At 63.4% G+C, this 19,743-nt stretch carries 17 protein-coding genes and 2 tRNA genes; 1 reads left to right on the forward strand and 18 read right to left on the reverse strand.

Going from position 1 to position 19,743, the window contains the following annotated elements:
* Nucleotides 1-19: 19 nt before the first annotated feature.
* From pnp to rlmE, 15 genes are all read right to left on the reverse strand, one after another.
* Nucleotides 20-2,125 carry a polyribonucleotide nucleotidyltransferase gene (gene pnp, locus HMPREF3014_RS18730; RefSeq protein WP_003095181.1) on the reverse strand — a complete coding sequence of 702 codons (2,106 nt, stop codon included), beginning with the start codon at nucleotides 2,123-2,125 and terminating at the stop codon, nucleotides 20-22.
* A 173-nt stretch (nucleotides 2,126-2,298) separates the two neighbouring features.
* Nucleotides 2,299-2,568, reverse strand: a complete 270-nt coding sequence (gene rpsO, locus HMPREF3014_RS18735) for a 30S ribosomal protein S15 (protein WP_003095184.1) — start codon at nucleotides 2,566-2,568, stop codon at nucleotides 2,299-2,301.
* Nucleotides 2,569-2,663: 95 nt separating this feature from the next.
* Nucleotides 2,664-3,578 carry a tRNA pseudouridine(55) synthase TruB gene (gene truB / locus HMPREF3014_RS18740; RefSeq protein ID WP_003100522.1) on the reverse strand — a complete coding sequence of 305 codons (915 nt, stop codon included), beginning with the start codon at nucleotides 3,576-3,578 and terminating at the stop codon, nucleotides 2,664-2,666.
* Nucleotides 3,579-3,580: 2 nt separating this feature from the next.
* The gene (gene rbfA / locus HMPREF3014_RS18745; RefSeq protein ID WP_003095188.1) at nucleotides 3,581-3,970 is read right to left on the reverse strand and encodes a 30S ribosome-binding factor RbfA; all 390 of its coding nucleotides are present in this window, start codon (nucleotides 3,968-3,970) and stop codon (nucleotides 3,581-3,583) included.
* Between the two features lie 102 nt (nucleotides 3,971-4,072).
* Complete coding sequence (infB, locus tag HMPREF3014_RS18750; RefSeq protein WP_003113908.1) at nucleotides 4,073-6,595, reverse strand: translation initiation factor IF-2; 2,523 nt, start codon at nucleotides 6,593-6,595, stop codon at nucleotides 4,073-4,075.
* A 27-nt stretch (nucleotides 6,596-6,622) separates the two neighbouring features.
* Nucleotides 6,623-8,104 carry a transcription termination factor NusA gene (nusA, locus tag HMPREF3014_RS18755; protein ID WP_003095192.1) on the reverse strand — a complete coding sequence of 494 codons (1,482 nt, stop codon included), beginning with the start codon at nucleotides 8,102-8,104 and terminating at the stop codon, nucleotides 6,623-6,625.
* 44 nt (nucleotides 8,105-8,148) lie between these two features.
* Nucleotides 8,149-8,607, reverse strand: coding sequence for a ribosome maturation factor RimP (rimP, locus tag HMPREF3014_RS18760; RefSeq protein WP_003095193.1), 459 nt, complete (start codon nucleotides 8,605-8,607; stop codon nucleotides 8,149-8,151).
* Nucleotides 8,608-8,733: 126 nt separating this feature from the next.
* Nucleotides 8,734-8,810, reverse strand: a tRNA-Met gene (locus tag HMPREF3014_RS18765).
* Nucleotides 8,811-8,900: 90 nt separating this feature from the next.
* A tRNA-Leu gene (locus HMPREF3014_RS18770) sits at nucleotides 8,901-8,986 on the reverse strand.
* Nucleotides 8,987-8,999: 13 nt separating this feature from the next.
* Complete coding sequence (secG, locus tag HMPREF3014_RS18775; RefSeq protein WP_003095194.1) at nucleotides 9,000-9,389, reverse strand: preprotein translocase subunit SecG; 390 nt, start codon at nucleotides 9,387-9,389, stop codon at nucleotides 9,000-9,002.
* A gap of 2 nt (nucleotides 9,390-9,391) precedes the next feature.
* A complete protein-coding gene (tpiA, locus tag HMPREF3014_RS18780; protein ID WP_023087841.1) occupies nucleotides 9,392-10,147 on the reverse strand; it encodes a triose-phosphate isomerase in 756 nt (251 codons plus the stop codon).
* 65 nt (nucleotides 10,148-10,212) lie between these two features.
* Complete coding sequence (gene glmM / locus HMPREF3014_RS18785) at nucleotides 10,213-11,550, reverse strand: phosphoglucosamine mutase (protein WP_003116076.1); 1,338 nt, start codon at nucleotides 11,548-11,550, stop codon at nucleotides 10,213-10,215.
* A gap of 16 nt (nucleotides 11,551-11,566) precedes the next feature.
* The gene (folP, locus tag HMPREF3014_RS18790; RefSeq protein ID WP_003113907.1) at nucleotides 11,567-12,418 is read right to left on the reverse strand and encodes a dihydropteroate synthase; all 852 of its coding nucleotides are present in this window, start codon (nucleotides 12,416-12,418) and stop codon (nucleotides 11,567-11,569) included.
* A gap of 9 nt (nucleotides 12,419-12,427) precedes the next feature.
* On the reverse strand, nucleotides 12,428-14,347 hold the full coding sequence (gene ftsH, locus HMPREF3014_RS18795) for an ATP-dependent zinc metalloprotease FtsH (protein WP_003095200.1): 1,920 nt from the start codon (nucleotides 14,345-14,347) through the stop codon (nucleotides 12,428-12,430).
* Nucleotides 14,348-14,545: 198 nt separating this feature from the next.
* Nucleotides 14,546-15,169 (reverse strand): 23S rRNA (uridine(2552)-2'-O)-methyltransferase RlmE, encoded by a 624-nt coding sequence (rlmE, locus tag HMPREF3014_RS18800; protein WP_003095202.1) that lies wholly within the window; start codon nucleotides 15,167-15,169, stop codon nucleotides 14,546-14,548.
* A 94-nt stretch (nucleotides 15,170-15,263) separates the two neighbouring features.
* Between rlmE and yhbY the strand changes: the two genes are divergently transcribed.
* Nucleotides 15,264-15,578, forward strand: coding sequence for a ribosome assembly RNA-binding protein YhbY (gene yhbY, locus HMPREF3014_RS18805; protein ID WP_003095204.1), 315 nt, complete (start codon nucleotides 15,264-15,266; stop codon nucleotides 15,576-15,578).
* A gap of 40 nt (nucleotides 15,579-15,618) precedes the next feature.
* On the opposite strand, the gene HMPREF3014_RS18810 is transcribed toward yhbY, so the two are convergent.
* The 3 genes from HMPREF3014_RS18810 to carB are packed head-to-tail and all read right to left on the reverse strand — an operon-like array spanning nucleotide 15,619 to nucleotide 19,731.
* Entirely contained in the window at nucleotides 15,619-16,026 is a 408-nt protein-coding gene (locus tag HMPREF3014_RS18810) for a DUF4149 domain-containing protein (RefSeq protein WP_003146145.1), read from the reverse strand.
* A gap of 10 nt (nucleotides 16,027-16,036) precedes the next feature.
* Nucleotides 16,037-16,513 (reverse strand): transcription elongation factor GreA, encoded by a 477-nt coding sequence (gene greA, locus HMPREF3014_RS18815; protein WP_003095206.1) that lies wholly within the window; start codon nucleotides 16,511-16,513, stop codon nucleotides 16,037-16,039.
* The gene (gene carB, locus HMPREF3014_RS18820) at nucleotides 16,510-19,731 is read right to left on the reverse strand and encodes a carbamoyl-phosphate synthase large subunit (protein ID WP_003095207.1); all 3,222 of its coding nucleotides are present in this window, start codon (nucleotides 19,729-19,731) and stop codon (nucleotides 16,510-16,512) included. The genes greA and carB overlap by 4 nt, the downstream gene beginning before the upstream one ends.
* Between the last annotated feature and the right edge of the window lie 12 nt (nucleotides 19,732-19,743).

The raw sequence follows: 19,743 nt of genomic DNA on the forward strand, positions 1-19,743 counted from the left end.
TCATCGATCACGACTCGACTTACACGCCGGAAGCTTCGGCGGCAGCCACGTCCTTGATCGACAGCTTGATGCGGCCACGGTTGTCCACGTCGAGCACCAGGACCTTCACTTCCTGGCCTTCCTGCAGCACGTCGGTGACCTTGTCGATGCGCTTGTCGCTGATCTGCGAGATATGCACCAGGCCGTCCTTGCCCGGCAGGATGTTGACGAAGGCACCGAAGTCGACGATGCGCTCCACCTTGCCGACGTAGATCTTGCCGATCTCGGCTTCCGCGGTGATCGCCAGGACGCGCAGCTTGGCGGCCTCGGCGGCTTCCTTGGTTTCGCCGTAGATCTTCACGCTGCCATCGTCCTCGATGTCGATCGAGGCCTTGGTCTCTTCGCAGATACCACGGATGGTCGCGCCGCCCTTGCCGATGACGTCGCGGATCTTGTCCGAGTCGATCTTCATCTGCAGCATGGTCGGGGCGTTCTCGGACAGCTCGGCGCGCGGCTTGGCGATGACCTGGTTCATCTGGCCGAGGATGTTCAGGCGAGCTTCCAGGGCCTGGCCCAGGGCGATCTCCATGATCTCTTCGGTGATACCGTTGATCTTGATGTCCATCTGCAGGGCGGTGACGCCCTTGTCGGTACCGGCAACCTTGAAGTCCATGTCGCCCAGGTGGTCTTCGTCACCGAGGATGTCGGTCAGGACGGCGAACTTCTCGCCTTCCTTGACCAGGCCCATGGCGATACCGGCGACCGGCGCCTTGACCGGCACACCGGCATCCATCAGCGCCAGGGAGGCGCCGCACACGGAGGCCATCGAGCTGGAACCGTTGGACTCGGTGATCTCGGAAACCACGCGAATGGTGTAGGGGAACTCGTCCTGGGTCGGCAGCATGGCGGCGACGCCACGACGGGCCAGACGGCCATGGCCGATTTCACGACGACCCGGGCTGCCCATGCGGCCGCACTCGCCTACCGAGAACGGCGGGAAGTTGTAGTGCAGCATGAAGGCGTCCTTGCGCTCGCCTTCCAGGGTATCCAGCAGCTGGGCATCACGCGCGGTGCCGAGGGTCGCGACGACCAGGGCCTGGGTTTCGCCACGGGTGAACAGCGCGGAACCGTGGGTCTTGCCGAGCACGCCGACTTCGATGCGCAGCGGACGCACGGTACGGGTGTCACGACCGTCGATACGCGGCTTGCCGTTGACGATGTTCTCGCGAACGGTGCGGTATTCCAGCAGGCCGAATACGTCCTTGACCTCGGAAGCCGGGAACTTGCCCTCTTCCTCGCCGGCGAACAGGGCCACGGCCTGGTCGCGCAGCTCGCCCAGACGGTTGTAGCGGTCCTGCTTGATGGTGATGGTATAGGCCTGGGAGATCGCTTCGCCCAGCTCTGCCTTGATGGCGTTGACCAGCACGGTGTTTTCCGCCGGGGCTTTCCAGTCCCAGGCCGGCTTGCCAGCTTCGGCGGCCAGCTCCTTGACGGCACGGATCACCGCCTGGAACTCGTCGTGGGCGAACAGCACGGCACCGAGCATCTGGTCTTCGGTCAGTTCGTCGGCCTCGGACTCCACCATCAGCACGGCGTCTTCGGTACCGGCCACGACCATGTCGAGGCTGGAACTCTGCAGTTGCTCGTAGGTGGGGTTGAGGATGTAGCCGATTTCCGGGTGGAAACCGACGCGGGCGGCGCCGATCGGGCCGGCGAACGGAATGCCGGAGATCGCCAGGGCGGCGGAGGTGCCGATCATCGCGGCGATGTCCGGATCGGACTTCTTGTTGGTGGAAACGACGGTGCAGACGACCTGCACTTCATTCATGAAACCTTCGGGGAACAGCGGACGGATCGGACGGTCGATCAGGCGCGAGGTCAGGGTTTCCTTCTCGGAAGGACGTCCTTCACGCTTGAAGAAACCACCGGGGATACGGCCTGCGGCGTAGGTCTTTTCCTGGTAGTGCACGGACAGCGGGAAGAAGTCGCGGCCTTCGGCCGGCGACTTGGCGCCGACCACGGTGACCAGCACGCTGACGTCGTCCATGGTGACCAGTACGGCGCCGGTGGCCTGGCGAGCGATACGGCCGGTCTCGAGAGTGACGGTCGACTGACCGAACTGGAATTGCTTGGTTACCGGGTTCACGGTGTCTTTACCTTCTATGTTGCCTTGGGGGAAATCGGTGGAATGCCGGGAGTCGGACCCGAATCGATTCCTAGAAAGCGCGAAGCTGGAAGCCCGACGCCGATACCCGCCTCGTGTGCGGGTATCGACGCCAGACTTCCAGCTCCTTGCTTCAAGCTGCCGACCGGCGTCGCTTAGCGACGCAGACCCAGACGGCCGATCAGGGCAGTGTAGCGAGACACGTCTTTGCCCTTCAGGTAGTCCAGCAGCTTACGGCGCTGGTTAACCATACGGATCAGACCACGGCGGGAATGGTGATCCTTGCCGTTGGCCTTGAAGTGATCCTGCAGCTTGTTGATGTTGGCGGACAGCAGGGCTACCTGCACTTCCGGGGAACCGGTGTCGCCTTCAGCTTGCTTGTATTCGTTAACGATCTGCGCTTTTTCTTCAACGCTCAGTGCCATGATGGGCTTCCTCTGAGTGAACAGGCCGGGAATCGCTTCCCGTGTTTTAAAAGGAGGAATGACCGTGCCTGCTGACAGCCACCCTCGTATCGGTCTTATGACCGAATCAGTCGACGCGGGGCGATACGCCCGTCGTCGGTCACTTCACCGATACCGATGAAACGACCTGTGTGATCCTGCACCCGCAGCCAGCCGAACTTCGGCGCTTCCGGGGCCCGCACCGGCTGCCCGTGCAGCCAGTAGTACGCACTGTGCTCGGACAACTGCAACACCGGCCAATGCAACAGGCCGCTGTCTTCCGGCATCAGGAATTGGTCCAGCGCTTCCGGACCACCTTCGGCATGCACGCGTTCGAGCGTCTCGAGGGTGATCGCCTGGGCCAGGGCGAACGGCCCGGCCTGGGTCCGCCGCAGTGCCGCGACGTGCGCGCCGCAGCCCAGGACCTGGCCGAGATCTTCCACCAGCGTACGCACGTAGGTGCCTTTGCTGCAGGAAACGGCCAGGGTCGCACAGGGCGGCTCGAAGGAGAGCAAATCCAGGCGCGTAATAGTAACAGAACGCGCCTCGCGCTCCACTACCTCTCCTGCACGGGCGAGCTTGTACAGCGGCTGTCCGTCTTTCTTCAGCGCCGAGTACATCGGCGGCACCTGCTCTATGTCGCCACGGAAGCGCGGCAGGGCCTGTTCGAGATCGTCCCGACCGACGGTCACGTCCCGCTCGGCGAGCAGTTCGCCCTCGGCGTCGCCGGTGGTGGTGGTGATGCCCATGCGCATCACCGTCTCGTAACCCTTGTCGGCATCGAGAAGATACTGGGAGAACTTGGTCGCCTCGCCGAAGCACAGCGGCAGCACCCCGGTGGCCAGTGGGTCGAGGCTGCCGGTGTGGCCGGCCTTCTCGGCATTGAGCAGCCAGCGGACTTTCTGCAGTGCCTGGTTGGAACTCATGCCGCGCGGCTTGTCGAGCACCAGGATGCCGCTGATGGAGCGGCGGATACGCTTCACCTGGGCCACGCTCAGTCCTCGGTCTCGTCGCCGTGGCGGCGGCCGTCTTCGGCCACCGCACGCTCGATCAGCGCCGACAGCTCGGCGCCGCGGCGGATGCTTTCGTCGTAGTGGAAATGCAGTTGCGGCACGCTACGCAGCTTCATCGACTTGCCCAGCAGCATGCGCAGGTAGCCGGCGGCGTCGTTGAGGATTTCCATGTTCAGGGCGATCTTGCCGGCATCGTCCTGGCCCATGACGGTGATGAACACCTTGGCGTGCGCCACGTCGCGGCTGACCTCGACACCGGTGATGGTGACCAGGCCCAGGCGCGGGTCCTTGATCTCGCGCTGGATCAGTTGAGCCAGTTCGCGTTGCATCTGATCGCCGATACGCTGGGTACGGCTGTAGTCTTTTGCCATTTTTCAACCTGCCTCCAGCGACACCCGGTCACTGGAAAAAAAAGCGACAAACGCCCGGGACAGCTGGAAGCCGGCCCGGGCGCTGTGGTTACGCACTCGCCATCAAAGGCTGCGTGCGACTTCGACCTTCTCGAACACTTCGATCTTGTCGCCGACCTTGACGTCGTTGTAGCTCTTCACGCCGATGCCGCACTCCATGCCGGCACGCACTTCGGCGACGTCGTCCTTGAAGCGACGGAGAGACTCCAGCTCGCCTTCGAAGATGACCACGTCGTCGCGCAGCACGCGGATCGGACGGTTGCGGTGCACCATGCCCTCGGTGACCATGCAGCCGGCGATCGCGCCGAACTTCGGCGAGCGGAACACGTCGCGCACCTCGGCGATGCCCAGGATGTTCTCCCGCAGGTCGCTGCCGAGCATGCCGGTCAGGGCCTTCTTGACGTCCTCGATGATGTCGTAGATCACGTTGTAGTAACGCATATCCAGACCTTCGGCTTCGACGATCTTGCGCGCGCCGGCGTCGGCGCGCACGTTGAAGCCGAACAGCACCGCGTTGGAAGCCAGCGCCAGGTTGGCGTCGGACTCGGTGATGCCACCGACGCCGCCACCGACCACGCGGACCTGCACTTCGTCGTTGCCCAGGCCGCTGAGCGAGCCTTGCAGAGCCTCGAGCGAACCGCGCACATCGGCCTTGAGGACGATGTTCAGGGTCTTCTTCTCTTCCTGGCCCATGTTCTCGAAGATGTTTTCCAGCTTGCCGGCATGGGCTCGCGCCAGTTTCACCTCACGGAACTTGCCTTGACGGAACAGGGCGACTTCGCGGGCCTTCTTCTCGTCGGCGACCACGGTCATCTCGTCACCGGCATCCGGCGTACCGTCCAGGCCGAGGATCTCGACCGGGATCGACGGGCCGGCTTCCTTGATCGGCTTGCCGTTCTCGTCGAGCATGGCGCGGACACGACCGTAGTTGATGCCGACCAGCACCATGTCGCCCTGGCGCAGGGTACCGTCCTGGACCAGCACGGTGGCCACCGGGCCGCGTCCCTTGTCCAGGCGCGACTCGACCACCACGCCACGGCCCGGGGCCGACGGAGTGGCTTTCAGTTCGAGCACTTCTGCCTGCAGCAGGACCGCTTCGAGCAGTTCATCGACGCCAGTACCGAGCTTCGCCGAAACCGGGACGAAGGGAGCGTCGCCGCCCCACTCTTCCGGGATCACGTCGAGAGCGGCCAGGCCGTTCTTGATGTTGTCCGGGTTGGCCTCGGGCTTGTCGATCTTGTTCACCGCGACCACGATCGGCACGCCCGCCGCTTTCGCGTGCTGCACGGCTTCCTGGGTCTGCGGCATGACGCCGTCGTCGGCCGCGACCACCAGGATCACGATGTCGGTCGCCTGGGCGCCACGGGCACGCATCGCGGTGAACGCGGCGTGGCCGGGGGTATCCAGGAAGGTCACCATGCCACGCTCGGTTTCGACGTGGTAGGCACCGATATGCTGGGTGATGCCACCGGCCTCGCCCGCGGCGACCTTGGCGCGACGGATGTAGTCGAGCAGCGAGGTCTTGCCGTGGTCGACGTGGCCCATGACGGTGACGACCGGCGCGCGGGTGACCGCCTCGCCTTCGAACTTCAGGGACTCGGCCAGTTGTTCTTCCAGCGCGTTCTCGCTGACCAGCTTGACCTTGTGGCCCAGCTCTTCGGCGACCAGTTGGGCGGTCTCCTGGTCCAGGACCTGGTTGATGGTCACCGGGGAGCCCATCTTGAACATGAACTTGACGACTTCGGCACCCTTGACCGACATCTGGGCGGCCAACTCGGCTACGGTGATGGTCTCACCGATGTTCACTTCACGCACGATCGGTCCTGTCGGGTTCTGGAACCCGTGCTGGTTGCGCTTCTTCAGCTTCGACTTGCCACCACGACCGCCGCGACGGTAACCATCGCTTTCCTCGTCGGTGCTGCGTGGAGCCACGCGCGGAGCAGGAACCTTTTCCTTCTCCTTGACCGAGGGACGGTGCTGGGTGTGCTTGCGGTCGCGGCGGTCATCGTCCTCGTCACGCTTGGGCACGCGGCGCGGCTCTTCCTTCTTGCGCTCTTCCACGGCGGCAGGCTTGGCCACTGGTTCGGCAACCGCGACATCCGCCACCACGGCAGGCTCGGCACCGGCAGTAGCCGCTGCTTCCTGGGCAGCCTTGGCACGCGCAGCTTCCTCGGCCTTGCGCGCTTCCTCTTCGGCACGCTGGCGGGCAGCGGCCTCTTCGGCCTTCAGACGCTCCGCCTCTTCCGCCGCGCGCTGCTCCTCGAGTTCGCGCTGGCGCTCGGCCTCGATCTCGTCGGGGCTGCGCTTGACATAGGTTTTCTTCTTGCGAACTTCGACGCTCACCGTCTTGCTGCCACCCACTTTCAGCGTGGTAGTGGTCTTGCGTTGCAGGGTGATCTTGCGCGGCTCGCTGGCGCGATCGCCATGGCTGCCTTTCAGGTGGGTCAGCAGGGCTTGCTTCTCGCTATCCGTTACAACTTGTTCGGCACTGGTGTGCGGCAGACCTGCGTCACGCATCTGCAGCAGCAGGCGCTCCACCGGTGTGTCGACCACCTGGGCCAGTTCTTTCACCGTGACTTGCGTCATGCACTTCTCTCCTCAGGCCGCGACTGCTTACTCGAACCAATGGGCCCGGGCGGCCATGATCAACTTGCCGGCACGCTCTTCGTCCATGCCGTCGATGTCGAGCAGATCGTCGATCGATTGCTCGGCCAGATCTTCACGGGTGGTTACGCCACGCAGCGCCAGGTCCAGGGCCAGCTCCTTGCTCATGCCATCGAGGCTGAGCAGGTCTTCTGCCGGTTGTGCGTCGGCGAGCTTCTCTTCGGTCGCAATGGCCTTGGTCAGCAGGCGATCCTTGGCACGGGAGCGCAGCTCGTTGACGATGTCTTCGTCGAAGCCATCGATGCTGAGCATCTCTTCCATCGGTACGTAGGCGATTTCCTCAAGAGTCGTGAAGCCCTCTTCCACCAGTACCTGGGCCAGTTCCTCGTCGACATCCAGCTCGTCGACGAAGCGCTGCAGGATATCCCCGGTCTCGGCCTGTTGCTTGGCCTGGATATCCGCCTCGGTCATCACATTCAGGGTCCAGCCGGTCAACTGGCTGGCCAGACGGACGTTCTGGCCACTGCGGCCGATAGCCTGCGCCAGATTGTCCTCGGCGACGGCGATATCCATGGTATGGGTATCCTCGTCGACGATGATCGCCGCCACCTCGGCCGGAGCCATGGCGTTGATCACGAATTGCGCCGGGTTGTCGTCCCACAGGACGATGTCCACCCGCTCTCCACCGATCTCGCCGGATACCGCCTGGACGCGCGAACCGCGCATGCCGATGCAGGCGCCCTGCGGGTCGATGCGCTTGTCCTTGGAACGAACGGCGATCTTGGCGCGCGAGCCCGGGTCACGGGCGGCGGCCATCACGTCGATCAACTGCTCGGCGATTTCCGGTACTTCGATGCGGAACAGCTCGATCAGCATTTCCGGCGCGGTACGCGACAGGACCAGTTGAGGACCGCGGTTCTCGGTACGGATCTCCTTCAGCAGGGCACGCACGCGGGTGCCAACGCGGAAGGTCTCGCGCGGAATGATCTGGTCGCGGGCCAGCAGCGCCTCGGCGTTGTTGCCGAGATCGACGATGACGTTGTCGCGGGTGACCTTCTTCACGGTACCGGAAATGATCTCACCGACCTTCTCGCGGTAGGCATCGACCACCTGGGCGCGCTCGGCCTCGCGGACCTTCTGCACGATGACCTGCTTGGCAGTCTGCGCAGCGATGCGGCCGAACTCGATGGATTCGATCTTTTCTTCGATGACCTCGCCGACCTTCGCGCCCGGCTTCTGCTCCTGGACGTCCTCGACGGTGATCTCGGTGGCGGGGTCCTGGTAGTCCTCGTCGGCGACGACGTGCCAACGACGGAAAGTCTCGTAGCTGCCGTTATGACGATTGATCTCGACGCGCAGGTCGACCTCGTCCTCGAAACGTTTCTTGGTGGCGGTCGCCAGAGCCAGCTCCAGCGCCTCGAAAATCACGCCGGCCGGTACGCCCTTTTCGTTGGATACCGACTCAACAACCAGCAGTACTTCTTTGCTCATTGTACGCCTCGCCTTTCAATCCATTGGATCCGCGGATTCGCGTCTCAATCAAAACGGGGAATGATGTTGGCCTTGTCGATCGAATCGATCGGCAGCAGGTACTCGTGATCGTCCACCAGGACCACCACATCCTGCTCCTCCACACCACGGAGAATGCCTTGGTAGTTACGCCGCCCCTCATAGGGCGAACGCAGCCTGATCTTCACTTGCTCGCCGGCATGCTTGGCGAACTGTTCGAGGGTGAACAGCGGCCGATCCATGCCCGGAGAGGACACCTCCAGGGTGTACTCGCCGCTGATCGGGTCTTCGACGTCGAGAATACCGCTGACCTGCCGACTGACGGCTTCACAGTCATCGATGAGGATGCCTTCGGGGCGGTCGATATAGACGCGCAACACCGAATGACGACCCTGGGAAATGAACTCGACGCCCCAGCACTCATAGCCGAGCGCCTCGACCACAGGGGCCAGCAAGGCCTGCAACTGTTCTAGCTTGCTCGACACCTGATCGCCTCGCGTATGTCGTAGAAACAAAAAATGGGCGAAACGCCCATCCCTAAATTGCCACTCGGAACCGTGGCATGGACTGTCCAGCTAACAAAAAGCCCCTAAAAAGGGGCCCTGAAAAACTGGTTGCGGGGGCTGGATTTGAACCAACGACCTTCGGGTTATGAGCCCGACGAGCTACCAGACTGCTCCACCCCGCGTCAAAGCTGGTGCAAGATTATACGACCGAGACCCTGATGGGTCAACCGAACCTTGCGGAGACAAACCCCGCAGGACGGGGCTTGCTTATATGGTACCGAGGAGGGGACTCGAACCCCTACAGCCTATGGCCACTACCACCTCAAGGTAGCGTGTCTACCAATTCCACCACCTCGGCAGAAACCTTTCTCTTACTTCTGTTCAGGAGCCGCCGGTACATCGCCTGCACTTTCCGCAGGCTTGGACTGCTCCTGAAGAACCGGCACATCGTCAGCGGCCGGTGCTTTCTCTTGCTTCTGCTCCAGAACTGCCGGATCCGGCAGTCCGATGTGTTGCAGAGCATCAGACTTTTCTTTAGCGAAGTACGCTAAGCCAAGGCTGGTCAAGAAAAAAACCGCTGCCAGTATACCAGTAATCCGACTCAAAAAGGTAGCGGAACCTTGGCTTCCGAAAACAGTTGCCGAAGCACCTGCACCGAAAGAAGCCCCTGCATCCGCACCCTTGCCATGCTGAACGAGGATCAGGCCAACAAGACCCAATGCCATCAGCAGATGCACGACAATTACGACCTTTTCCAGCATCTTCAGCTTCCCGCGGCACGACAGATCGCGCCGAACTCATCCGCATTGAGGGAGGCTCCACCTACCAGCCCCCCATCGATATCCGGCATGCCGAACAACTCGGCTGCACTTGCCGCCTTTACACTGCCGCCGTAAAGGAGTCGCACACCTTTTGCGACCTCGGCATTTTCCGCTGCCAGTTGCGCGCGGATCGCCGCGTGCACTTCCTGGGCTTGCGCGGGGGACGCGGTCAACCCGGTCCCGATCGCCCAGACCGGCTCGTAAGCCACGACTGCGCGAGCAAAAGCTCCAACACCCAACTCGTCGATCACGCTTCCCAGCTGCCTTGCGACAACCTCCAGCGTCCTGCCCGCCTCGCGCTCCGCCCGGGTCTCCCCGACACACAGCACCGGCACCAGGCCGCACGACTGAGCCGCGGCAAACTTGCGACTCACAACCTCGTCACTCTCGCCGAGAATCAGGCGACGCTCCGAGTGGCCCACGAGGACCATGCTACAACCGACATCCGCCAACTGACTGGGAGCAGTCTCACCGGTCAGCGCGCCTTGCATCGGCTCGACGGCGCTGTTCTGCGCACCTACATCGATCGCCTTGCCGGCCAGGCCCTGGATGACCTGGCTGATGAACAAGCAAGGCGGCATCACAGCTACATCGACTCCGCTCGGCAACGCCAGCTGACGCAAGCCTTTGATCAACTCGGCCACACTGGAATGCGTACCGTGCATTTTCCAGTTACCGGCCACCAAGGGTCGACGCATGCTGTACCTCGCGGGGCAAAGTGGGCGCAGATGTTACTCAACAGTTTCCAGACTGGCAAGCAAAATCAAGCACATACCTCAGAAACAATTTTTGCCAACTGTTCGGCGTGGGCACGAACGCTAGCTTCCTCGTCGCCCTCGACCATCACCCGGACCAACGGCTCTGTGCCGGATTTGCGCAGCAGGACACGACCGCGCCCGCCCATTTGCTCGGTGACGCGGACGCTGGCCTCCTTCACCGAGGGGTGCTCGAGCGGATCGCTTTCGCCCTTGAAGCGCACATTGATCAGCACCTGGGGGCACTTGCGAATCCCCTGGCGCGCCTCGGCCAGGGTCTGGCCGCGATGCTTGAGCGCCATCAGCACCTGTAGCGCCGCGATGATGGCATCGCCCGTCGTGGTGTTCTGGCAGCAGACGATATGTCCCGAATTCTCCCCTCCCAGCATCCAGTTCCGAGCCAGCAGTTCGGCCATCACATAGCGATCGCCGACCTTCGCCCGCACGAACGGGATATGCAGTTCCTGCAAAGCCAGCTCCAGGCCGAGGTTGCTCATCAGGGTGCCGACCACACCGCCTTGCAGGCGCCCGCTTTCCTGCAGGTCGCGCGCGATGAGGAAAAGCAGTTCGTCGCCATCCACGACCGCACCGGTATGGTCGACCATCATCACCCGGTCGCCGTCGCCGTCGAAGGCGATGCCGAGGTCGGCATGGTGCTCGACCACCGCAGCCTGCAGGCCATCCAGGTGAGTGGAACCGCACTTGTCGTTGATGTTCAGGCCATTCGGGCTGGCCGCCAGCACCGTCACTTCCGCGCCCAGTTCCCGGAAGACGCTGGGAGCGATCTTGTAGGTAGCGCCGTTGGCGCAGTCGAGCACGACCTTGAGACCGTTGAAGTCGGTGCTGGTCGGCACGCTGCTCTTGCAGAATTCGATGTAGCGCCCCGCCGCGTCATTGATCCGCGAAACCTTGCCGAGACGGGCGGACTCCACCACGGTCATCGGCGCATCGAGCAGTTCCTCGATCATCAGCTCGACGTCGTCCGGCAGCTTGGTCCCCTGCCCGGAGAAGAACTTGATGCCGTTGTCGTCGTGGGGATTGTGCGAAGCGCTGATCACCACCCCGGCCTCGGCGTGGAAAGTCCGCGTCAGGTAGGCGATGCCGGGGGTAGGCATCGGTCCCAGCAACAGGGTATCGGCGCCGGAAGCGGAGAGCCCGGCCTCGAAGGCCGACTCGAACATGTAACCCGAGCTGCGCGTGTCCTTGCCGATCAGGACCCGGCAGTTGCCCTGCCGGCGGAAGGCCATGCCCACCGCCCAGCCCAGCTTGAGAACGAAGTCCGGAGTAATCGGAAACTCGCCAACACGACCACGGATACCGTCAGTCCCGAAGTATTTTCTGCTCATCTTTTGTCTTCCGTGCTCAATCCGCCATTTCAACGGCGGAGATCATTCGCATCACGTCGACGGTCGCCGCCACGTCATGCACTCGAATTATCCGTGCGCCCTTGGCCAGCGCCAGGGCCGCCAGAGCTAGGCTGCCGTAGAGGCGTTCGTCCACCTCCCGCCCCAGTACCTTGCCGATCATGCTCTTGCGCGAAACGCCGACCAACAACGGCAAGCCCAGGCCATGGAGTGCCTGCAGATGCCTGAACAGCACCAGGTTGTGCTCCAGTGTCTTGGCAAAACCGAAACCCGGATCCAGCAACAGCCGCTCGCGGTCGATTCCGGCCGCCACGCAGGCATCCACACGCTCCTGCAGGAACGCGCCGACTTCCGCCACCACATCCTGGTAGGCAGGCGCATCCTGCATGGTCTGCGGTTCTCCGCGCATGTGCATGAGACAGACCGCCAGGCCGCTATCCACCGCAGCATCCAGCGCACCGTCGCGCTGCAGAGAACGGACGTCGTTGATCAGACCCGCTCCGAGACGCGCAGTTTCGCGCATGACCGCAGGCGTGGAGGTATCCACCGAAATCACGACGTCCAGTTCGCGGGCGATGCGTTCGACTACCGGAGCGACCCGCTCCAGCTCCTCCGTCGGAGAAACGCTGCGCGCACCGGGACGGGTCGACTCGCCGCCGACGTCGATGAGCGTTGCGCCTTCCAGCACCATGCGCTCGGCATGCCGCAGGGCATCGTCCAGCCGGTCGTAACGGCCGCCGTCGGAAAAGGAATCGGGGGTGACATTGAGGATGCCCATGACATGTGGGCGGGCCAAATCAAGAACCCGACTGCCGCAAGGCAGTCGGGTCGGGTATTGCGGATTGCTCATTCAGGGCTCTCAGTGCTCGCCGGCCGGCCCACCGATGGGAGGGGTGTTCTCGCGGCGGCCCGACTCTTCCAGGTTGGCCGGCGGAGTGCCGGTACCCGAACCACCCTGCCAGTCACGCGGCTCGCGCGGCACGCGACCGGCCATGATGTCGTCGATCTGGTCGGAGTCGATGGTTTCGTACTTCATCAGTGCGTCGGCCATCATCTCCAGCTTGTCGCGGTTCTCGTCGAGCAGTCGCTTGGCGGTACCGTAGCAGTCGTCGATGATGCGCCGGACTTCCTGGTCGATCATCTTGGCGGTCTCGCCCGACACATTGGCGTGCTGGCTGCCGGCGCTACGGCCGAGGAACACCTCGCCCTCCTCCTCCGCGTACATCAGCGGGCCGAGCTTCTCGGACAGACCCCACTTGGTCACCATGTTCCGCGCCAACTGGGTAGCACGCATGATGTCGTTGGAAGCGCCAGTGGTGACGCCTTCGAAGCCGAGGGTCATCTCTTCCGCGATACGGCCGCCGAACAGCGAGCAGATCTGGCTTTCCAGCGCGCGCTTGGACAGGCTGTAGCGATCTTCCTCGGGGAGGAACATGGTCACGCCCAGGGCGCGTCCGCGCGGAATGATGGACACCTTGTAGACCGGGTCATGCTCCGGCACCAGGCGACCGACGATGGCGTGGCCGGCTTCGTGGTAGGCGGTGTTGCGCTTCTCCTTCTCGGACATGACCATGGTCTTGCGCTCGGCGCCCATCATGATCTTGTCCTTGGCCAGCTCGAACTCGCGCATGTCGACGATGCGCTTGTTGGAGCGCGCGGCGAACAGCGAGGCCTCGTTGACCAGGTTGGCCAGGTCGGCGCCGGAGAAACCGGGCGTACCGCGGGCGATGACGGCAGGATCGACATGGTCGCCCAGCGGCACCTTGCGCATGTGCACCTTGAGGATCTGTTCGCGCCCGCGGATATCCGGCAAGCCGACCACCACCTGGCGGTCGAAGCGGCCCGGACGCAGCAGCGCCGGGTCCAGAACGTCCGGACGGTTGGTGGCAGCGATGACGATGATGCCATCGTTCATCTCGAAGCCATCCATCTCCACCAGCAACTGGTTGAGGGTCTGCTCGCGCTCGTCGTGACCACCGCCCAGGCCGGCGCCGCGATGGCGGCCGACGGCGTCGATCTCGTCGATGAAGATGATGCACGGCGCATGCTTCTTGGCCTGGTCGAACATGTCGCGGACACGGGAAGCGCCCACGCCGACGAACATCTCGACGAAGTCGGAACCGGAAATGGTGAAGAACGGCACCTTGGCTTCGCCGGCGATGGCCTTGGCCAGCAGGGTCTTGCCGGTGCCGGGCGGGCCGACCATCAGCACGCCGCGCGGGATACGGCCGCCCAGGCGCTGGAACTTGCCCGGATCGCGAAGGAACTCGACCAGCTCGCTGACCTCCTCCTTGGCCTCGTCGCAGCCGGCGACGTCAGCGAAGGTGGTCTTGACCTGGTCCTCGGACAGCAGGCGCGCCTTGCTCTTGCCGAAGCTCATCGGGCCGCCGCGACCGCCGCCGCCACCCTGCATCTGGCGCATGAAGAACATGAAGACGGCGATGATCACCAGGATCGGGAAGCTGGCGACCAGCAACTGGGTCCAGATGCTCTGCTGTTCGGGCTGCTTGCCCTCGACCACGACGTTGTTGTTGACCAGGTCGCCGATCAGGCCGTTGTCCTGGATCGCCGGGCGGATGGTCTTGAAGGTATCGCCGTCGCTACGCTTGCCGGTGATGACATAGCCATCCACGGTCACTCGCTCGACCTTGCCATCCTTGACCTGCTGGATGAAGTCCGAGTAGTTCAGCGTCTGTGGCTCGCTCGGGCTCGAGAAATTGTTCATCACGGTCACCAGTACCGCCGCGATGATCAGCCACAGAATCAGATTCTTTGCCATGTCGTTCAATTGACTACCCTCTGAAGCCGGCTCCGTCCTGGAAACCGCTTCACACGACGGCCAGACTCCTTCCGGCCAAAAGTACTACACAAGCGCCCGCGCACGCAGGCGTTGTCTGTAACCCTTTATGAACCCTCGCCCGTCCCGGCACAACAGGTCATCGACCAATAGACAGGCTATAGGGTCAATCATTCCAGTCTATTCCCCGCGAAAGCCGCGTGCGAGCAGATACTGTTCCCGCGAACGATCACGCGACGACAGGGGCTTGCGCATCTGTACCTTGTCGAACATTTCCCGGGCCTGCTTGTGGTACTGGTCGAAACCTTCGCCCTGGAAGATCTTGATCAGGAAATCGCCGCCCGGCCGCAGCACACGGCCGGCCAGGTCCAGCGCCAGTTCGCAGAGATACATGGCGCGCGGCTGGTCGGCGGCCCGCACTCCACTCATATTGGGGGCCATATCGGAAATCACAAGGTCTACCGGATGGTCGCCGATCGCCTCGAGGATCCGCGCGAACACCGCGTCCTCGGTGAAGTCGCCCTGGATGAAGGTGACGTCGGGGATGCTGTCCATCTCGAGGATGTCCGAAGCGATCAGCCGGCCGCGGTCGCCGATCACCCGGCTGGTGACCTGCGACCACCCGCCCGGCGCGGCGCCCAGGTCGACCACGGTCATGCCCGGACGCAGGATGCGGTCCTTCTCCTGGATCTCCAGCAGCTTGTAGCTGGCACGCGAGCGATAGCCATCGCGCTGGGCCATCTTCACGTAGGGATCGTCGAAATGTTCTTTCAGCCAACGCTGGCTGGTTTTGGAGCGGGCCACGGAATACCTCTTCGGGCACCCCCGGTCGGCGGGGGCAGCATCACTTGGACTAAAACTGGGGTAAAATAGACGACTTTTTCCCAGGGGTCTGATTATGGCGCTCACTCAAGAGCAGAAGAAACAGTTCAAATCTATCGGTCACCACCTGAAACCGGTATTGATCGTAGCCGAGAACGGCTTGACCGAAGGCGTTCTCGCCGAACTCGAGCGCGCACTCAACGATCACGAACTGATCAAGGTGAAACTGGCGCTGGCCGAGCGCGACGATCGCCGCGCCCTGCTCGACGAACTCTGCGCGCAGTCGCGCAGCGACCTGGTGCAAAGCATCGGCAAGATGGCGCTGGTCTATCGGAAGAACCCGAAGCCGAACAAGAATCTCTCGAACATCAGCCGTTTCGCCGGCATCTGATGCCCCATCCAACCAAGGTCGGGAAACTTCCCGACCTGGTTCAGACGCCTTCCTCGTCCCGCCCCGGTACCGGCTGCAACACCAGCAGCAGGCCACACATCGCCACCGCCAGGTAGTTGAACAGCAGCCAGCGCACCGCCACGGGCGCCAGCCCACGCACCAGGAAATACACCAGGCAGAGCAGCGCGACGGCGAGCAACAACTGACCGCGAAGGTCTCGCCAAAGGCTCCTCGGCCCGTGGCTCGACACCAACACCAGCGCCTGCAGCACCGCACAGAATCCGGCGAAGCCGATCAGCAGCGGCGTCAACGCCGCGGCTACGGTTTCCACCAGCAGCGGCGCCAGTCCGGTCTTGGCCAACGCAGGCAGAACCACGAACTGCAGCAACCAGAGGCCGCCGACCCAGAACGTCTGGGCCAGCAGCCAACTGATCGCGCCTGCGCGCAACGGGGCGCGCTTAGATATGGCGAACCTCGACGATCTCGTACTCGACGTCGCCGCCCGGGGTTCTCACCAGCACGGCATCGCCCTCGGTCTTGCCGATCAGCGCACGGGCGATCGGCGAATTCACCGAGATCTTGCCACCCTTGATATCCGCCTCGTCGTCGCCGACGATCTGGTAGGTCACGGTCTCGTCGGTCTCGACATTGGCGATGTCGACGGTGGTGCCGAAGATCACCTTGCCGCTGTGCGGGATGGCGGTGACATCGATGACCTGGGCGTTGGACAGCTTGGCCTCGATGTCGCGGATACGCGCCTCGACCATGCCCTGCTGTTCGCGCGCCGCATGGTACTCGGCGTTTTCCTTGAGGTCGCCCAGTTCACGCGCTTCGGCGATGGCCTGGCTGATCTGCGGGCGCAGCACGCCCTTCAGGTGTTTCACTTCTTCTTCCAGGGCGCGGGCGCCCTGGACGGTCATGGGGAACTTGCTCATGCCTTGATTCCTGCGTGGAGATCCTGCAGACGCCGAACGGTCTTCTCGGGACCGAACTTGAGCGCCTCACAGATCGCCTGCCCACCCGCAATGGTGGTGGTGCAGCAGATCTTGTGCTGCAGGGCGTTTCGACGAATGGAGTAGGAGTCAGCGATGGACTGCCGGCCCTCGGTGGTGTTGATGATCAGGGTGACCTCGTCGTTCTTGATCATGTCCACCACGTGCGGGCGACCTTCGGTCACCTTGTTCACGCGACGCACCGGCAGGCCCGCGGCCTCGATGACACGCGCGGTACCGGCGGTGGCTACCACTTCGAAGCCCAGCGCGACCAGGTCGCCAGCCACCTGGGCGGCGAACGGCTTGTCGTCTTCGCGGACGCTGATGAAGGCGCAACCGGCGGTCGGGAGGATTTCGCTGGCCCCCAACTGAGCCTTGGCAAAGGCTTCGGCAAAGCTATCACCGACGCCCATCACTTCACCAGTGGACTTCATTTCCGGGCCGAGGATCGGATCGACGCCGGGGAACTTGGCGAACGGGAACACCGCTTCCTTGACGCTGAAGAACGGCGGGATGATTTCCTGGGTGAAGCCGACCTCGGCCAGGGTCTTGCCGGCCATGACGCGGGCGGCGACCTTGGCCAGCGACTCGCCGACGCACTTGGAGACGAACGGCACGGTACGCGAGGCGCGCGGATTGACCTCGATGACGAAGATATCCTCGCCCTGCACCGCCATCTGCACGTTCATGAGGCCGACCACGCCAAGCTCCAGGGCCATTTTCTTGACCTGCTCGCGGATCTCGTCCTGGATGTGCTGCGGCAGCGAGTACGGCGGCAGCGAACAGGCGGAGTCGCCGGAGTGAACGCCAGCCTGCTCGATGTGCTGCATGATCGCGCCGATCACCACGATCTCGCCGTCGCATACCGCGTCGATGTCGACTTCGATGGCGCAGTTGAGGAAGTGGTCGAGCAGCACCGGGCTGTCGTTGGAAACCTGCACCGCCTCGCGCATGTAGCGCTTGAGTTCTTCTTCCTGGTAGACGATTTCCATCGCCCGCCCGCCCAGCACGTAGGACGGGCGTACCACCAGCGGATATCCGATGGCCTTGGACGCGGCCAGGGCCTCGTCTTCGCTGCGCGCGGTGGCGTTGGCCGGCTGGCGCAGGTTCAGGCGCTGGACCATCTGCTGGAAGCGCTCGCGGTCTTCGGCACGGTCGATGGCGTCCGGACTGGTGCCGATGATCGGCACGCCGGCCTCTTCGAGGGCGCGGCAGAGCTTCAGCGGGGTCTGGCCGCCGTACTGGACGATCACGCCCTTGGGCTGCTCGACGCGGACGATCTCAAGGACGTCCTCGAGGGTCACCGGCTCGAAGTACAGGCGGTCGGAGGTGTCATAGTCGGTGGAGACGGTTTCCGGGTTGCAGTTGACCATGATGGTCTCGTAGCCGTCTTCGCGCATCGCCAGCGCCGCGTGCACGCAGCAGTAGTCGAACTCGATGCCCTGGCCGATGCGGTTCGGACCGCCGCCGAGGATCATGATCTTCTCGCGGCTCGACGGGTTGGCCTCGCACTCTTCCTCGTAGGTCGAATACATGTAGGCGGTGTCGGTGGCGAACTCGGCGGCGCAGGTATCGACGCGCTTGTAGACCGGCAGTACCTTCAGCTTGTGGCGATGGCTGCGCAGGTTCTTCTCGGTGACGCCGAGCAGCTTGGCCAGGCGCGCGTCGGAGAAGCCCTTGCGCTTGAGCTTGTACATCAGCTCGCGATCGATGGAGGACAGGCCGAGGGTCTTGACCTTCTCCTCGTCCTTGACCAGGTCCTCGATCTGCACCAGGAACCATTCGTCGATGCGGGTCAGCTCGAACACTTCCTCGACGCTCTTGCCGGCGCGGAAGGCGTCGGCGACGTACCAGACACGCTCGGCGCTGGGCACGGTCAGCTCGCGCTTGAGGATGCTGTCGGCCTCCGGGTCGTTCAGGTCGAGCTTCGGATCGAAGCCGGTGGCGCCGACTTCCAGGCCGCGCAAGGCTTTCTGCACCGACTCCTGGAAGGTCCGGCCGATGGCCATGACTTCGCCGACCGACTTCATCTGGGTGGTCAGGCGGGCATCGGCTTTCGGGAATTTCTCGAAGGCGAAGCGCGGGATCTTGGTCACCACGTAGTCGATGGCCGGCTCGAACGACGCCGGGGTGCGACCGCCGGTGATGTCGTTCTGCAGTTCGTCGAGGGTGTAGCCGACCGCCAGCTTGGCGGCGATCTTGGCGATCGGGAAACCGGTGGCCTTGGAGGCCAGGGCCGAGGAGCGGGAAACCCGCGGGTTCATCTCGATCACCACCATGCGCCCGGTGTTCGGGCAGATGCCGAACTGCACGTTGGAACCGCCGGTTTCCACGCCGATCTCGCGCAATACCGCCAGCGAGGCGTTGCGCATGATCTGGTATTCCTTGTCGGTCAGGGTCTGCGCCGGTGCCACGGTGATCGAGTCACCGGTGTGCACGCCCATCGGGTCGAAGTTCTCGATGGAGCAGACGATGATGCAGTTGTCCTTCTTGTCGCGGACCACCTCCATCTCGTATTCCTTCCAACCGATCAGCGACTCGTCGATCAGCAGCTCGTTGGTCGGCGACAGGTCGAGGCCACGGGCGCAGATCTCTTCGAACTCTTCACGGTTGTAGGCGATACCGCCGCCGGTGCCGCCCATGGTGAAGGACGGACGGATGATGCAGGGGAAGCCGACCTGCTCGAGCACGCCGTAGGCCTCCTCCATGCTGTGGGCGATGCCCGAGCGCGGACAGGCCAGGCCGATATCCTTCATCGCCTTGTCGAAGCGCGAGCGGTCCTCGGCCTTGTCGATGGTATCGGCATTGGCGCCGATCATCTCCACGCCGAACTTCTCCAGCACGCCGTGGCGCTCCAGGTCCAGGGCGCAGTTCAGCGCAGTCTGGCCGCCCATGGTCGGCAGCAGCGCGTCGGGGCGTTCCTTCTCGATGATCTTGGCCACGGTGGCCCACTTGATCGGCTCGATGTAGGTCGCGTCGGCCATCGCCGGGTCGGTCATGATGGTCGCGGGGTTGGAGTTCACCAGGATGACGCGGTAGCCCTCCTCGCGCAGGGCCTTGCAGGCCTGGGCGCCGGAGTAGTCGAATTCGCAGGCCTGGCCAATCACGATGGGGCCGGCACCGAGGATCAGGATGCTCTTTATGTCTGTACGTTTTGGCATGGGACTCTCGTT

The sequence above is a fragment of the Pseudomonas sp. HMSC065H01 genome (assembly GCF_001815235.1).
Classification (GTDB): Bacteria; Pseudomonadota; Gammaproteobacteria; order Pseudomonadales; family Pseudomonadaceae; genus Pseudomonas; species Pseudomonas aeruginosa.

Excerpts from the sequence above, each read along its gene's own strand:
- rpsO (WP_003095184.1), bottom strand. The coding sequence starts at position 2,568 with ATGGCACTGAGCGTTGAAGAAAAAGCGCAGATCGTTAACGAATACAAG.
- rbfA (WP_003095188.1), bottom strand. The coding sequence starts at position 3,970 with ATGGCAAAAGACTACAGCCGTACCCAGCGTATCGGCGATCAGATGCAA.
- infB (WP_003113908.1), bottom strand. The coding sequence starts at position 6,595 with ATGACGCAAGTCACGGTGAAAGAACTGGCCCAGGTGGTCGACACACCG.
- nusA (WP_003095192.1), bottom strand. The coding sequence starts at position 8,104 with ATGAGCAAAGAAGTACTGCTGGTTGTTGAGTCGGTATCCAACGAAAAG.
- secG (WP_003095194.1), bottom strand. The coding sequence starts at position 9,389 with ATGCTGGAAAAGGTCGTAATTGTCGTGCATCTGCTGATGGCATTGGGT.
- tpiA (WP_023087841.1), bottom strand. The coding sequence starts at position 10,147 with ATGCGTCGACCCTTGGTGGCCGGTAACTGGAAAATGCACGGTACGCAT.
- glmM (WP_003116076.1), bottom strand. The coding sequence starts at position 11,550 with ATGAGCAGAAAATACTTCGGGACTGACGGTATCCGTGGTCGTGTTGGC.
- folP (WP_003113907.1), bottom strand. The coding sequence starts at position 12,418 with ATGAGCAATCCGCAATACCCGACCCGACTGCCTTGCGGCAGTCGGGTT.
- ftsH (WP_003095200.1), bottom strand. The coding sequence starts at position 14,347 with ATGGCAAAGAATCTGATTCTGTGGCTGATCATCGCGGCGGTACTGGTG.
- yhbY (WP_003095204.1), top strand. The coding sequence starts at position 15,264 with ATGGCGCTCACTCAAGAGCAGAAGAAACAGTTCAAATCTATCGGTCAC.
- greA (WP_003095206.1), bottom strand. The coding sequence starts at position 16,513 with ATGAGCAAGTTCCCCATGACCGTCCAGGGCGCCCGCGCCCTGGAAGAA.
- carB (WP_003095207.1), bottom strand. The coding sequence starts at position 19,731 with ATGCCAAAACGTACAGACATAAAGAGCATCCTGATCCTCGGTGCCGGC.